Source organism: Pseudomonas cremoricolorata (assembly GCF_000759535.1).
In the GTDB taxonomy this organism is placed as follows: Bacteria; Pseudomonadota; Gammaproteobacteria; order Pseudomonadales; family Pseudomonadaceae; genus Aquipseudomonas; species Aquipseudomonas cremoricolorata_A.
Genome location: NZ_CP009455.1, coordinates 1,365,076 through 1,379,169 on the forward strand (window position 1 = coordinate 1,365,076; position 14,094 = coordinate 1,379,169).

The 14,094-nt window shown below is 55.7% G+C and carries 13 protein-coding genes and 2 pseudogenes; 1 reads left to right on the forward strand and 14 read right to left on the reverse strand.

Going from position 1 to position 14,094, the window contains the following annotated elements; translation table 11 throughout:
- Positions 1–1,128 carry an acyl-CoA dehydrogenase family protein gene (locus tag LK03_RS05865; protein WP_038411487.1) on the forward strand — a complete coding sequence of 376 codons (1,128 nt, stop codon included), beginning with the start codon at positions 1–3 and terminating at the stop codon, positions 1,126–1,128.
- Positions 1,129–1,140: 12 nt separating this feature from the next.
- Here LK03_RS05865 and LK03_RS05870 read toward each other — a convergent pair whose 3' ends face one another.
- From LK03_RS05870 to LK03_RS05920, 14 genes and pseudogenes are all read right to left on the reverse strand, one after another.
- Entirely contained in the window at positions 1,141–2,166 is a 1,026-nt protein-coding gene (locus LK03_RS05870; protein WP_081951561.1) for a DUF4434 domain-containing protein, read from the reverse strand.
- 73 nt (positions 2,167–2,239) lie between these two features.
- Positions 2,240–3,477: pseudogene (gene hcnC / locus LK03_RS05875) on the reverse strand (cyanide-forming glycine dehydrogenase subunit HcnC).
- 2 nt (positions 3,478–3,479) lie between these two features.
- Positions 3,480–4,874: a cyanide-forming glycine dehydrogenase subunit HcnB gene (hcnB, locus tag LK03_RS05880; protein WP_038411488.1), complete on the reverse strand. Its 1,395-nt coding sequence runs from the start codon at positions 4,872–4,874 to the stop codon at positions 3,480–3,482.
- Entirely contained in the window at positions 4,871–5,176 is a 306-nt protein-coding gene (locus LK03_RS05885) for a (2Fe-2S)-binding protein (protein WP_038411489.1), read from the reverse strand. Before LK03_RS05885 ends, hcnB begins: the two co-directional genes overlap by 4 nt.
- Positions 5,177–5,367: 191 nt before the next feature.
- On the reverse strand, positions 5,368–5,784 hold the full coding sequence (locus LK03_RS05890; RefSeq protein WP_038411490.1) for a hypothetical protein: 417 nt from the start codon (positions 5,782–5,784) through the stop codon (positions 5,368–5,370).
- Between the two features lie 74 nt (positions 5,785–5,858).
- Positions 5,859–6,344, reverse strand: a complete 486-nt coding sequence (locus LK03_RS05895; RefSeq protein ID WP_038411491.1) for a hypothetical protein — start codon at positions 6,342–6,344, stop codon at positions 5,859–5,861.
- A gap of 485 nt (positions 6,345–6,829) precedes the next feature.
- The gene (locus LK03_RS05900; protein WP_038411492.1) at positions 6,830–7,150 is read right to left on the reverse strand and encodes a hypothetical protein; all 321 of its coding nucleotides are present in this window, start codon (positions 7,148–7,150) and stop codon (positions 6,830–6,832) included.
- Positions 7,151–7,278: 128 nt separating this feature from the next.
- Entirely contained in the window at positions 7,279–7,845 is a 567-nt protein-coding gene (locus LK03_RS22390; protein ID WP_049870437.1) for a hypothetical protein, read from the reverse strand.
- 910 nt (positions 7,846–8,755) lie between these two features.
- Entirely contained in the window at positions 8,756–9,307 is a 552-nt protein-coding gene (locus LK03_RS21795; RefSeq protein WP_081951563.1) for a DUF6990 domain-containing protein, read from the reverse strand.
- Between the two features lie 402 nt (positions 9,308–9,709).
- The gene (locus LK03_RS21800) at positions 9,710–10,222 is read right to left on the reverse strand and encodes a hypothetical protein (RefSeq protein ID WP_081951564.1); all 513 of its coding nucleotides are present in this window, start codon (positions 10,220–10,222) and stop codon (positions 9,710–9,712) included.
- A gap of 136 nt (positions 10,223–10,358) precedes the next feature.
- Entirely contained in the window at positions 10,359–10,913 is a 555-nt protein-coding gene (locus LK03_RS21805; protein WP_081951565.1) for a hypothetical protein, read from the reverse strand.
- Positions 10,914–11,200: 287 nt separating this feature from the next.
- Positions 11,201–11,599, reverse strand: coding sequence for a hypothetical protein (locus LK03_RS22145; protein ID WP_156109515.1), 399 nt, complete (start codon positions 11,597–11,599; stop codon positions 11,201–11,203).
- Positions 11,599–13,314 (reverse strand): annotated as a pseudogene (locus LK03_RS22465) (hypothetical protein); the annotation flags it as partial. The pseudogene LK03_RS22465 and the gene LK03_RS22145, both read right to left, overlap by 1 nt.
- A gap of 465 nt (positions 13,315–13,779) precedes the next feature.
- Positions 13,780–14,088, reverse strand: coding sequence for a hypothetical protein (locus LK03_RS05920; protein WP_156109516.1), 309 nt, complete (start codon positions 14,086–14,088; stop codon positions 13,780–13,782).
- Between the last annotated feature and the right edge of the window lie 6 nt (positions 14,089–14,094).

The following is a 14,094-nucleotide window of genomic DNA, read 5'->3' on the forward strand; positions in this document are numbered from 1 at the left end:
ATGCGTTCGATCTTCCGCGACGACCACCTGCAGTTCCGTGATCAGGTACAGCGCTTCATCACCGAGCGCATCCTGCCCCACTACGCCGAGTGGGAGCGCGACGGCATCACGCCGAAATCGCTGTGGACCGACGCCGGCGCCCAAGGCCTGCTCTGCGCCGGGCTGCCCGAGCCCTATGGCGCGGGCGGTGATTTCGCCCACTCGGTGGTGGTGATCGAAGAACTGGCCCGAGCCAACTGCCTGGGCATCGGCTTTTCCATCCATTCCGACATGGTCGCGCCGTATCTTTTCCACCTCGGTACGCCTGAGCAGAAAGACCGCTGGCTGCCGGCCATGGCCGCTGGCGAGCTCATCGGCGCCATCGCCATGACTGAACCCGGCGCCGGCAGCGACCTCAAGGCGATCCGCTGCCGCGCCCGCCGTGAGGGCGAGCATTACGTGCTCAACGGGCAGAAGACCTTCATCACCAATGGCGTCAACGCCGGCCTGATCATCGTCGCGGCCAGCACCGACCCCGACCTCGGCGCCCTGGGCATCTCGTTGTTCTGTGTCGAGGCCGGCACGCCCGGCCTGAGCAAAGGCCCGGCCATGGCCAAAGTCGGCCAGCATGCGCAAGACACGTGCGAGCTGTTCTTCGACGACTTGCGCATTCCTGCCGACTGCCTGCTGGGTGAAGAGAACGCCGGCTTCAAGCACATGGCTGTGGAGCTGGCCCGCGAACGCCTGGCCATCGCCCTGCGCGGCGCTGCCCATGCCGAAGGGATGCTCGCCGACACCCTGACCTACACCCGTGGGCGCAAGGTGTTCGGCAAACGCGTCATCGATCACCAGCACAACCGCTTCCTGCTCGCCGACGCCTCGGCACAGCTGACCATGCTGCGGGTGTTTCTCGATCATTGCGTGCAGCAGCTGCTGGAAGACACCCTCGACCCAGTGGTCGCCGCCATGGCCAAGCTCAATGCCACCGAACTGCAAGGCAAGATTCTCGACCAGTTGCTGCAATTGCACGGCGGCTACGGCTACAGCAGTGAATACGGCATCGGCCGCGCCTGGGCCGATGCGCGGCCGCTGCGCATCTATGGCGGCAGCAGCGAGATCATGCGGGAAATCATCGGCCGCGACCTGTAAGCCAGGCGCGCTTCAGCGCTTGAGCCACTCCTCGCGCAGCCGCCGTGCGCGGGGTTCGTCGCTCAAGGCCCAGGGGTCGAGGGCGAAGGCCACCACCTGCTCGGCGCCGGTGCTGCGTGCCCACTCCAGCTGACGCAGCACCCGCGGGTAATCCGCCGAGCGGGCCTTGAATTCACTGCCGTCGGGGTTCTGGGCCGGCAGTTGCTCGAACAATTCCACCACCACCTCGAACGGCGCCCGAAGTCGGCGTAGTTCCAGCAGCAGCGGCTCGATGGCCAGCAGGTTGCCCAGCCCGGCCACGCCGACTCCGTCCTGAACCATCGGCAGCAATGGCGCAGCATCCAGCAACACGCTCCACAGCTGCGCCAGCGAGCCTTGGGTGGGCAGCACACTGAAATAGGTGGAAATCGCCGCATTGCGGTTGCTGTACTGCAGCACGCTGCGCGACATTGCCTGCAGCCACTGCGCCAGGCGCTGCTGACGATCATCGGTGGCCCAGTGGTATTGCTCGAGCTCATAGGGGATGTACCAGCCGGCGAAGGCCCGGTGCTGCGGCCACGGCGCGCTGGCCAGGTACTGGCGGGTGGTCACCAGGCTGCTGTCGAAGAACGCCGCCTGCTCGCCCGGCTCGGCCGACAGCGCCTGCCACCAGGCATTGTCGAAGGGCAACCCGACCTGCACCTGCATGCCTTCGTCGTGGGCGATGTCCAGCACCGTGCGCAGCAGCGATTCAGGGATCATCCACGCCGCCTCGCCGCCGATCAGCCCGACCCATTGCAGGGTCAGGGTGCGACAGCCCATCTCGGCCATGGCCGCCAGCCGCTCGCGCCACTGCGCGGGGGTCAGATCGGCGTGGCTTTTCCACAGTTGCAGGAAACTGCCTTGCACGCCCACCGGAGGCGTACAGCCCGGCAGCCCGGCGAACAACGGCGCGCAGGCCAGGAAGGAGAGCAGCTGGCGGCGGCGCAAGGGAAAGTGAGAGATGGCGAAATCCTTTTTTATCGTAGGAATCAGGGGCAATCGCTCGAGCCCGGCCATTCTAGCGCTCCGTCATCCCGCACGGCACCCTCGCGCTGTGGATTCGGCCTGCCGGTCGCAGGCCGAACCTGGCTTACGCGGGCACCGCCACCCGCTCGAAGCGACTCGCCAGGAACGGCGTGAGGTCCAGCGGCGTCGCCTCGTTGTGGATAACCTTGTCGAGCAACACCCCGGTAATGGCCGAGGTGAGCATCCCGGTACGGAAGTGTCCACAGGCATTGAAGTAGCCCGGCATTTCATCCACAGGCCCGAGAATCGGCAGTTCATCGGGCGAACCCGGCCGCAAACCGGCCCAGGTCCGCTTGAGATTGACCCCCGCCAGCTGCGGCATGCAGCGGATCGCGCCCTGCACCAGGCTGGTGATTTCCGGGACTGTGGTGGTCACGTCGAAGCCCTTTTCTTCCGTGGTGCTGCCGATGAGGATTTCGCCGTTGTCCTTCTGCGCCAGGTAGCAATCGCTGGTGGTGATGCAGCCGTCGAGCAGCCTGGGCATGCGCTCGGTGAGCACGATCTGGCCTTTAACCGGGTTGACCGGCAGGCGCGTGCCGGTGGCCCACTCACTGAGTTCGGCGGCCCAGGCGCCGGCAGCGTTGATCAACGTGTCGCAGTGAAAATCCCCGGCCTGCTCGGTGCGCACGCCCTTGATCCGCCCGCCGTGATGCAGCACCTGGCTGACGCGGGTATTGGGGTACAGGTCGACGCCGTTCTGGCGCGCCGCCTCCATGTAGGCATCGCACAAACGGAACGGGCTGAGCTGGTGGTCGCAGAGAAACTCCAGGGCGCCATGGGCCTGCTCGGTGATGGCCGGCTCGGCCTGGCGCAGCGCCTGACGGTCGAGCCAGCGGATCTGCGCCTGCAAGTGCGGAATGTGGCGCACGATGTGTTCGGCGTAGAGCTGGTCTTCGTCGTCCTGAATCACGTATTTGAGGCCCGTGCGCTCGAACTTGAAGTCCATGCCGTGGCGGGCGATCAACTCTTCGTGCAGCTGTGGGTACAGCGCGTTGGATTGCAGGGCCAGGTCGAAGAAGCACTCGGGCAGGATGTGCGGCGTGCTCGAATCCACCGCCACAGCCGCCCCGTGGGCCTGACGCTTGGCCTGGGACGAGAGCATGCGGAAGAAGATCACTCCGCAGCCCAGCCCACCGACTCACCGATGGCCCACAGCCCGCCGGCCGAGGCGCGCGTGGCATTGCCGGGGCGTTTGTCGTCGATCAGGGCGATGCGCAGGTTGCCGCGTTTGGACAGTTGATACGCGCAGGACGCGCCGATCACCCCGGCGCCGGCGATGACGATGTCGTAGGTCTTGTTCATGTTCAGGCCTCCGTGCCCAGGTGCTGAAATGCCGAGAAGGGAATCGGCTCGAGCGGGAAGCGCGGGCGCAGCCAGCCGACATCGGCACGCCCGGTGGCGGCGCGCAGGCGGTCGCTGCAATAGCCGACGCACATGCGCCCCTGGCAGTCGCCCATGCTCACCCGCGTGCGCATCTTCAGGCTGGCCATGTCCTCCACGCCTTGCGCCAAGGCCAGGTCGATGGCCTCGCGCCTGACCTGCTCGCAGCGGCAAATCACCGTATCGGGCTGGGCCAGCTCGATCTGCGCCGGCCCCCGCGCGGTGTAGCGCTCGACCCCGGAGCGGAACCGTGTGATCGCCGCCAGCCGACCCAGGTAGCGCTCGCGGCGCTCGATGGCCTGCTCGGCATCCAGCACCCCGCGCTGGTGCAGCATCGACACCGCAGCGATACGCCCGGTAAGCATCGCCGCCTCACCGCCACGAATGCCGCCCATGTCGCCGGCCAGGTGAATGTGCGCCAGGCTGCTCTGCTGCCAGACGTTGCAGTCGGCGCGCAGGTAGCCGTCGTCACTGAAACCATGGGCCAGGCCCAATTGCTGGCTGAGCTGGGTGCGCGGAATGAAGCCATAGCCCACCGCCAGGGTCTGCGCCGGCTGGCGCTGGACACGGCTCATGTCCGCCTGCCAGTGCGCGTCATACGGCGCCACGCTGACGCCGCTCAGTTCAGCCTCGCCCTGGGCACTGACCACGCCCCAGCCGTAATGCATGTCGATGCCGTGCAGCTTCATGTAGCCGAGCATGCTCAGGCCATCGAGAAACAGCTGCGGCTTGTTCATCAACGCCAGGCTTTGCCGGGCGATACGGCTGAAGGCGCAGGCCTCGTACACCCCCACCACCTTCGCCCCGGCCGCATGCAACTGGCAGGCGACCAAGGGCAGCAACGGCCCGGTGCCGGCGATCAGCGTGCCGCCCAGCGGCTTGACCACGTTGCTCTTGATCTGCAACTGCAACCCGCCCAGCAGCATCACCCCCGGCAGCGTCCAGCCCGGAAACGGCACGGCGCGCTCATGGCAACCTGCGGCCAGCAGCAAGTGACTGTAGTCGAGCGGCTGCAGGTGCTCGTGCTCATCGAGCACCATCAGGCGCTGCGCGTCGCCGCCGACCACCCGGCTGCCCAGGCGCACGTCGACGTGTTCGGCGCAAGCGGCAAAGTCGGCGTGCAACTGCTTGAGCGCCTTGCTGTAGCGTGCCCCCAGATACCCCAGGTCGACCCCCGCACGCAGCGGCCCGCGATACACCACCCCACCCAGGCGCGAGGCCTCGTCGACCAGCACACTGGCCACCCCCGCACCGGCCAGCTCGATGGCCGCCGCCATGCCTGCCGAACCCCCGCCGACGATCACCGGACGCAGGCTCATGACGCCTCCCCGGCAACCACGGCATTGACCTGGGTTTCGATGCGCATGCCCGCGCGCACCACGGTCTGACACGCCCGCCGCTTGGCCCGCCCATCGATCGCCACCAGGCAGCAATGGCACACGCCCATGCCGCAGAACGCGCCACTGAGCTGCCCATGATCGTTGCGCGCCACCTGGCGCAACCCCACCGCGTTGAGCACGCTGAGCACGGTTTCACCGGCCGCCGCCGTCACCGCCGTACCGTTGACCTGCAATGACAGTTGATCCGCCGCCAGCGGCTGGATATCGAGGATTCGTTCCATGAAGGTGCCTGCCTTATCGTCCGAGAGTGAAAAGGCCGGCCAACATAAGTCAGGGGTAGGGCAGGAAAGTTGATCTGTGCCGGGCTTGCAGCGGTTAGTCCGCCAGCGCTGACGACTGGTGCACAGGGCAAGCCGCAGCGCTGATCGGGCGTGTGTTCAGCCCGGACAGCGCGGCAGGCAGCGATCGAGTCTTAGCGATCGGTCTTGACGCGTCGCTCGACGAACCGATAGTCAGACTGACAATCGCTTGCAGGCGACGCCTGCGTGTTGACCACCTCGAGCGTGTCGGCGTCGAGCAGCCGATACGTGTAGACATCCGGTTTGTCGACCCCGGCAGTGTGCATTACCCAATTGCCCTCTTTGGCGGTCCAGGTGCCCGACTCGGACTGGATGAACTGAGTCTTCTCGGGATCTTGGTAAAACGCGATCTTGAACTGCCCAGCTGCGTCAAAGCTGACGTTCCACGACAACGGCTGGCAGGGCCCCTCGGCATCACGCGTACCCGTCCACTGCCCGACCAACGCTGGGTCGATGTCCGCAGCCGATGCCGCAGTACAGTGCAGGCTGATCAGTAGGAAGGTTGAGGCAAGGTAGGAAAGTCTATTCATTGGTGCTCCATGCAAGGGTTATCCAAACTGAGCCACGGCCCTTCGGCAGACACGTGACAGCCTTTGGACGAAGCTCAACGCCCTTGGTTCACGGCCTCCCCGGAAAGGCGCTTGGGCAAGAACCAGAACGCCGTCAGCCCCAACGTAACGGCGCTCATCACGAAGCCTGGCAACAGCGACAACATCTGCTCGACAACGCCTCCCTCCTCGCGGCCACTGGAAATGATCAGCAGCATGGCCAGCGACCAACCCAACGCCACACCGGCACCCGCCAGTGCGATGGTCAGGTAGTTCCTCCGGCAGCCCTCGACCTTCCTCATACTTATCCACAAGCCAATGACAAAGGCCGGAATCAGAAACAGCAGCTGCGCCAGCAGCGGCATCACCAGAAACAACGAGAACAGCTCGCCAGCCCTGACCTCACCGATCAACTTGGGCTTGCTGAACACCGCGACCATCACCGAAATCAGGATGAACGGAACCAGCGCCAGACCGGCGAAGAATGGGCACAGGAGGAAGGCGAAGAAGACTTTGCGGCGGGGGTAGTGAGGTGGGGGCATGAAGTGGTCTCTTGGACCGGGTTGCGTACGGTGATGGAATGGTTGGTGCTTGATCATCAGAACGCCGGCTCCCTGAGCCTTCTGGCAGATTCAGCTGGAAAATAGGGTGTAGCTCACGGCGAGGGTATGCGTCGATGCGCAGGGGCGTAGCAGGCTGATTGCCATGCCGGCCTTACCGAGTTGCAACCTGCAGCAGGGTCGTCGTCAGTCGAACATTCCTTGAATTTCATCCAGCGTCGGCATCGCTGCGGGCACGACCGCTAACTCACAGTCCAGCAACCTTATCAAACAACTTCCCAGCCTTCACGAAAACGGTCGCCTCCGCTCCCGCTACCGCAGCGCCGGTCACCAGATCCTTGACCCACTTAATCTTAGTTACCGCAAGATCATCTATCTTTCTAGCAGCGCCACCAGTAGCTTTCGTACTCGAGGTTGCACTCGGCCTGGGATCTGAGTAGCAGCTTCGCTTGTCGCTTTTGTACCAACTAACCTACTTTAAACGGATCAAATAATATGTTTTTCCCTAAAGACCTCGCCTTAAGCATTAGACTTACCATCAATTGAACTCCTTCGGAGATTAGAGGATTGATGCTTGCAACAGAAAATAGCTCACCTAAAAGCGAATCAATCTGCTCCCCAGAAAACATATCATAATCATCGAAGCTTAAACTGGAGAGAATTGGATATTGCTTGACATTAAGGCGAAAGAAAAAATTTGCCAAACCCAAAGGGATCTCAATTTCATTAAGACAACCGTCTCGCCCCATGGACGCTAACTCTTTATCCCATATCATCAAATAATACATGATTAGAAAGTCTTTCCAAGAAATGTGTTTACCAAATTACCTTTTGAATCGGTAATCACCGTCATGAAATTAGTAGATTGCCCCCCAGCTTTGGCATCAATTCCAACAGGGCGCCCCATATCAATTGTTCAAATAAAATTGCCAGACGTTGGTGATTGGTACGCAGGCGTCTTGACAACCTGTGGACTCTGCAGAACAACCTTCAATTCATCCTTGGAGATCGTAAAAGCAGATTTGTTATCACCCCAAGCGCCACCATGCTTTTTCCAAGCATACTCAAGCCCACTACCAGTGACGTTTGCAGCGCCAGTGCGCACATTGGCCCGCGAGGCAACAACACCTTTCGCAGCACTGAGAGCGTTATTAGCTTCTGCTGTTACCGCCGCGCTCCCTTTTGCACTTTCAGCCCCAGTCCCTTTCTCAGATCCGCCCTGCCCCGCACCCTTATGCCCCGACTCCACCGATACCGCCCGACGCTCCCCACTACCCTTACGCCCCGGCAACGCACCAGTCAACACCGACGTCATGAACTTCCCGCCGCCGATCAGCTCGTTATCGAATTCAAGGTCCTTGTCCAGGTCCTTGTTCTCGATGTAGTCGGCCAACCTTTTGCCTAGTTTTTCGTTGAGTTTTTCTACCCACTCATTGAATCTCTCGCCATAGGGCGTTTGGTCCACCGCTTTGCGTACCGCCATCTACGCCAGGCCTTTCGGGCCTTAAGTCACAGCGATCAGAACCCCGATTGTTTCTTCCTGCTCGGGATGAGCCTGAACGTACTTGTTCAGCTCAACGACGGAGCGCAACGTTTCCTCTACTGCCGGTTCGCCAACCTGCGTACAGCTGTCACCCAATCGTTTGGCGACGTCGAGTGACGGCTTTAACCCGTTAAGTAGAGAACCCCACGATGAACCGATATCTACCCCTCACCGGACATGATTCAAACGCTCCGACCTTGCTCATCGATACCCAAGCGCCCCTCGACGTGCTTCACGAGGCAGCTATCTATCGGATTCGGATGGTGACTGAATGCCTGGAGCGTTTTGCAGAATCTGAGCGAATCACCAAAGATGCGATTGTGCGGTGTGATCTGGCTAAGTTGCTGGGCTGCCAATTGCGAGATGGATGTGACTTATTAGATGTGATCGGATGGCGATTGAAGGCTAACGCCTGATCCGAAGATCGGACAGTCCAGCAGGGTTGTCCGATTGAAAAAGAAGTTTTTAAAGAGCGTTAGTCTACTCAGGTAGGTAGTATTCATTCTTGGTAAAAAGTGACTACAGGACCGTAGTCCTGATCAGTGTCGGACACATCGACGACAAACTTCAGGTTGGGAAAAGCCTGCTTTAATGCAGCTTTCCACGAAAAGGCTATCACTTCTGCCAGCTTCGAAAAGACGCGATCACACGTATCCCTAGCGCAGCCGGAAAAATGTCCAACATATAAAAATAGCTGATGGTTTTTCAAACAGTTGCCATTATAGCCATATCTATCAAACCACTTTTTTCGCCTCAGTTAAACTAATGAAAGATAACGATTTTTGAGGTTAGCCAGAATACTTAATTCGCATCAGAGATGCTATCAAACGCACGTAACACTCAAGAAATTCTATGTTTCAGACTTAGCTTTCAACACTGCTCGATGAATCATACCCTCAGTGATGTAAGGTACAAAACCAAGCCTATCTCCTGCCTCAAAACTTTTGCTGTAACGGTTTAGCGTTTCAAAATCACCAGATAGCGCCAATGCGGCCAGATGCTTAAGGGGCAAAATGCCTTTACTGTCAGTAGGCAGCTGCTTGTAAAAAGACAGTCCAGACTCAATGTCTTGAGAACATGCCCAAGATATGACTCTTTTTGACATCACTGCAACATCACTGCTGGAAAGTTTAACCGGCTTCTCCGGGGGCTCATTACTGACTATTATTGGTGAGTATCGGTTCTCTTCTCCTCGCACAAAAGCGACAGCTTCCGAGAATTTTTTGGTCGAAACCGACGGCATCAGTGAAACTCGAAAATGGTCCAAGCGTTTTTTCACAGATGGGATTATTTGAACCTCAACCCCACCAACTTCTGCCACGCAAAAATAATCCCCGACTTCATCCTTCTCACAGATCCAGCCCTGCTCTATCAGAATTTCGATCATATCTTTTTCGGTCATTATTTCGCACCAGGAAAATTCATTATTTCAATAGGAATTCCGTTAGGATAGCCTTTATCTCTTAGCTGCACTCCTGGCGTCAGGCCTAAACTTTCGGCGACTTTCCCTCTTGGAATTGAACTCCCATCCTTTATTTGGGGGAAAATTTCTGACTGCCGAATACTCAAGTCGGCATTCCCTGTCTTGACTTCAATGATTCTCAGTGTCCGGTCAGGTGCCTCAGCCACGGTATCTGACCTGCAACGACCGGTTCTGCAGGAGCTACCGAATGATATTTCCTTTTCGCTGACTCTGAATCCTTGAGATGAAAGTTGATCCTTTGTGTTATCTACCATGTTCAAGTGATGATCATAGTGGTCTTTGATGGTGACCCTCGGATCTGTAGCAGTGGCTTTTGCTCTATTAAATCAGGCCAACATTTCGCAATATCACCTCACTTACAAACTCCAACCCACCAACTTCCACCTTGGATCCGTCTACATAATGGGAATGACCACAGACGTTACATTGGTAAGCCAATAGCCCGTTGTGCCGACCTATAAATACGCGCATCCCATCACACTCGCACCTAGGGCATTGCTTATCGATTTCAACCGTTATCAACACCTCGATTGTATCGCGTAGAAATCGCGCAATAGACTCAACGTCCTTAGCCTTATATTCCAAAATGACCTTTTTGAAGCGTGTTATATCACTAGATAAAAATGAAGAATAATCAACCGGCATCAACCTTTCATTTACATGTGAAAACTCATCGAACCCATAACTCAAAAACGGCTCAACAGCAAAAAATTTATAATTACCTCTAACCCACAAAAGAACAACCCCAAGAACATCTCTTAACGATGACTCTTCACTAAGCGGCATCACAGCCAACTGAAGCTCACGCCACACATGCACAGGGAGAGATCTCATTAGTTCGCCACCTTAACCGGGAAGGTACTTATCAAATTACCGGCCTTATCAGTAAATACCTTTATCACTGAAGTAGGAAGAGCACTTAGAGTGTTATTAGCTTCTGCTCCTACCGCCTCGCTCCCTTTCGCACCGACTAGCTAGAATAGGAAGAAATCAAAGCTTTTGCGATGATACCTTCCGCGGTGCAACCGGATGCCAGTTCAGCCAACTCATCCATCGAGATAAAATTTGAGTTTAAATACTCGTAAAAACTCTTTTGAAGCTCTGTTTCTTTCACAGCAATAACACCAAATTCTTCATATGCGCTTTCAAAGCCAACCCATTTGTACGCGCTATCGCATAGAACCATTGGATAACCAACCGCTCCATCAAAAAAACTTTCAAAATTCTTACTCAGCCAATGAACATCTTTCTCTAAATCGCTTCCGTCGAAAGAAAAACAAGAGTTACCTAGTCGCGCACCTCCTGAAAACTTTATAAATACATCTGACTTAAAGCTGGAAACGCTATTCGATACCAAACCCGAAAAAATTTCAAAAAAACAGAGCAATGGCCTCTCGAAAAACCAAAACAGATACCCACCACCAATAAAAACATTCATCGGCAAGTCTTTATTAAAATTTATGACACCTGAAAGCCTATCAAGAAAAGAATTCAAATCTTTATCTTCAACTTTAAAAACAGCCATGGCTACTCTCCTGAAAACCTGATTTTCGCAGTTGATCTTTTTACCCCTTCTATGGTCAACGACGCGGAAGGTTGCCCTGTAGACGCTGAAGATGGATAGAATCGATAGGTCTTCTCTCCATTAGTTAACACGGTAACTGAACCATCCTGAGACGTTGTCTTTTTATAACCATTAGACTCAAGGGTCTTTATGGTGCTGCTCTGAGTAAAGTTCGACTCTATCTGTCCTGCGCTATGTCGCGTAGCTTTCGGAAATAACCCAATCGATGTTGCTTTTACACCAACAACTTACGAAGAAAAAAAATGGCCATTTTCGCCCACCCAAATTATACCTGGCACTTCATAAAAATACATTGTGAGTGCTTCGTCACTTTCACTCACAACGCCTTCCGGCCACTTATCTTTCAAAAAAGACACGATCTGTTGCGCATCCAACCGCCAGTGAGACTCTTCATTATTAATCGAAAATTTCGGATGCGGATTATCAGAAGAAATATAGCAATCCGTATTTGGCGCTATAAATTTTATTCTTCCAGTAACAAGCAGATATTCCACTACAGAAAAAAAAGCATCTTTTTGCTGAGAAAACGATAGCTCAGGATTCCATGAACCAATTGCACTAAAAAGAGCCGATATCCACAGACCAAATGAATCACGTACTATTTCTTCAACAAATCTAATATCCATTAATAATTTCCAATCAGAAATTTTATTTCTGGATTATACGTTGTGCCTGCTGCGGCTTTAGGCACATCAGTAGTCCAGGCTGGGCCTGTCTGGCCAGATGAAGAGGAAAAATTTCGAAGTGTGAAATTCCCCTCAGGTGTATTGACAACATATATATCCCATTTTCCAGGAATACTCCGAGGAGGCGGCAACTGCGTCGAGCCTGTCAACTGCGAAAAATACTGTTTAACTTCCACATCTGTTGCACCAGAAAATATTTTTGCATTTCCTGTGTTTGGAACCTCAATGAGCGAGCGGTTTCCGATTTGAATACCACTCCTTGTACTCGAAGAGCTAAACAGCTCCGTTATTTCGGTACTGCGGCTTATGCTTGGAATACCTTTTGTACCTTCAGCCCCAGTCCCTTTCTCAGATCCGCCCTGCCCCGCACCTTTATGCCCCGACTCCACCGAGACCGCCCGACGCTCACCACCTCCCTTACGCCCCGGCAACGCACCAGTCAACACCGACGTCATGAACTTCCCGCCGCCGATCAGCTCGTTATCGAATTCAAGGTCCTTGTCCAGGTCCTTGTTCTCGATGTAGTCGGCCAACATTTTGCCTAGTTTTTCGTTGAGTTTTTCTACCCACTCATTGAATCTCTCGCCATAGGGCGTTTGATCCACCGCTTTGCGTACCGCCATCTGCGCCAGGCCTTTCGGGCCTTGAGTCACAGCGATCAGAACCCCGATTGTTTCTTCCTGCTGGGGATGAGTCTGAACGTACTTGTTCAGCTCAACGACGGAGCGCAACGTTTCCTGAGAAATCGTGAGGGGTTCGGAATTCTCAGGGGTGACGAGCGATTCGGCGAGCTCGATGACACCCGGCGTCAACTCTGTCAGTTCCCGAAGTGGGCCCACATCGATACCGCTCAGGTTCGCAAGCTCTTCCACCACTGTCTTCTGGAAGTCGTGATCCGCCATCAGTTCCTTCGCTTGGCGGGGGCTCAGGCCGGCTTGCAGCAAACCATCCAACGTATTCTCGGCAAAATCATCGCCCATCCGCTGCGTCGTCTGCGTGTCCAGCTTGCGGCCCAGCGAGCTTTCCAGTTTGTTCATCGCTCGGGTCAGGTTGCGGGACGCCTGCTCGTAGTTCTGCTTGGCGGTTTCGTCGTAGTTCTTTACCTGCCTGGCCCATTCCTTGACCGTTGCAGGTGTGTGCCGGACCGCATCCACCGAGGACTTGGTCACATACAGATCAGTCCGCCGCTCATCATCCTTGGTGACTTCATACGCCCGATCCACATCGCGGTTCAGGCCTGTGGTCGAGTCCTGGCCGTCCCGGTCGGCGCGTACCACCACTTCGCCTGCGCCCACCGTGCCGCGCACGATCTGCTGGCGGTCCTTGTTGTAGTTCCAGCCTTCGACACTCCAGCCGTCTTTCTGGTTGTCGCCTTTACCGACCTGGCTTGGGTCTTGGGTGGTGTCCTTGCCGACGCCGTACGAACCGCCGACGTTGAGGTAGTAGCCGTGCTCCTTGTCCTTGCCGGCGATATCGCTGAAGCCCAGGGTGTTAGTGTCGAGCTTGAGGTTGCCGGTGTCGGAGGCGATCAGCGCGCCGTCGAGCTGGGTGTGGTTGCCAGTGCGCAGGTCGAGCTTGTCCTGGGCGGTGATGCTGGTCTGTTTCTCGACCCAGTTCTTGTCACCGGTGGTCTTGCCGTAGCCCACCGAGCCGGTGCCTTTCGCACTACTTAGCACTCTATTTCCCGGTAGACAGCTCTATTGCTATAGACAACTTTATATGCGACGGACGTCCCCGAAGGGTATTACGATACTCGTCAACGCTGATAATTCTGAAATCCTCAGGCTCAGAATCGTGGCTCCTTGAAAGCTCAAATTTAACGACTGCAGAGCCATTCACAAGCACAACATACAAGTCCTCGCCTTGGTCTGGAGTATGGCCTAGTACATAGGCCGACGAGAGCGAGCCAAATATTTTCTCGAGAAACTTGAGAATAACTAAATTGCTAAATATATATGAGGCAGACGAAGCCAGCGTCTCTCTAATCTTTTTCTCCGTTTCACTTCCCACTAGCTTCATTTGAGTACTCCTGGCCACGCAGAAACCAGATTCTTAATATTTGGATTAAAGCTCATCCCTTCCGGAAACTAGCAGTTGCTTCTGCACAGTTAAACTACTACTTATAGCACACTTAGGGCCTGTGCGGTCTCTATACGAAACCTAAATAGCCTTGGCATTTTCGGATTATCTCTTAAATAACTGGCAAGCTCATATTTATCACAACCCACAATCTCGCTGTTACTCACCTCAAGCTCCGCAATATACTTCCCATCTATCATTATCACATAATGTTCTTCAGATTGACCGAAATGATGATGCAGAACAAACAGATTCATAAGCACACCGAACTCTCTCGCAAGAAAATCCTTAATCACAACAGCCTCATTAGAGTCGAACCACTCACGCGACTCTAGCAACTCACTTTTCATCTCCAT

Bases quoted from the DNA above. Each gene is read 5' to 3' on its own strand.
- hcnB (WP_038411488.1), bottom strand. From the start codon at position 4,874: ATGAGCCTGCGTCCGGTGATCGTCGGCGGGGGTTCGGCAGGCATGGCG.
- LK03_RS22145 (WP_156109515.1), bottom strand. From the start codon at position 11,599: ATGGATATTAGATTTGTTGAAGAAATAGTACGTGATTCATTTGGTCTG.
- LK03_RS05900 (WP_038411492.1), bottom strand. From the start codon at position 7,150: ATGTATTATTTGATGATATGGGATAAAGAGTTAGCGTCCATGGGGCGA.
- LK03_RS05895 (WP_038411491.1), bottom strand. From the start codon at position 6,344: ATGCCCCCACCTCACTACCCCCGCCGCAAAGTCTTCTTCGCCTTCCTC.
- LK03_RS22390 (WP_049870437.1), bottom strand. From the start codon at position 7,845: ATGGCGGTACGCAAAGCGGTGGACCAAACGCCCTATGGCGAGAGATTC.
- LK03_RS21800 (WP_081951564.1), bottom strand. From the start codon at position 10,222: ATGAGATCTCTCCCTGTGCATGTGTGGCGTGAGCTTCAGTTGGCTGTG.
- LK03_RS05890 (WP_038411490.1), bottom strand. From the start codon at position 5,784: ATGAATAGACTTTCCTACCTTGCCTCAACCTTCCTACTGATCAGCCTG.
- LK03_RS21795 (WP_081951563.1), bottom strand. From the start codon at position 9,307: ATGACCGAAAAAGATATGATCGAAATTCTGATAGAGCAGGGCTGGATC.
- LK03_RS05920 (WP_156109516.1), bottom strand. From the start codon at position 14,088: ATGAAAAGTGAGTTGCTAGAGTCGCGTGAGTGGTTCGACTCTAATGAG.
- LK03_RS21805 (WP_081951565.1), bottom strand. From the start codon at position 10,913: ATGGCTGTTTTTAAAGTTGAAGATAAAGATTTGAATTCTTTTCTTGAT.
- LK03_RS05865 (WP_038411487.1), top strand. From the start codon at position 1: ATGCGTTCGATCTTCCGCGACGACCACCTGCAGTTCCGTGATCAGGTA.
- LK03_RS05870 (WP_081951561.1), bottom strand. From the start codon at position 2,166: ATGGCCGGGCTCGAGCGATTGCCCCTGATTCCTACGATAAAAAAGGAT.
- LK03_RS05885 (WP_038411489.1), bottom strand. From the start codon at position 5,176: ATGGAACGAATCCTCGATATCCAGCCGCTGGCGGCGGATCAACTGTCA.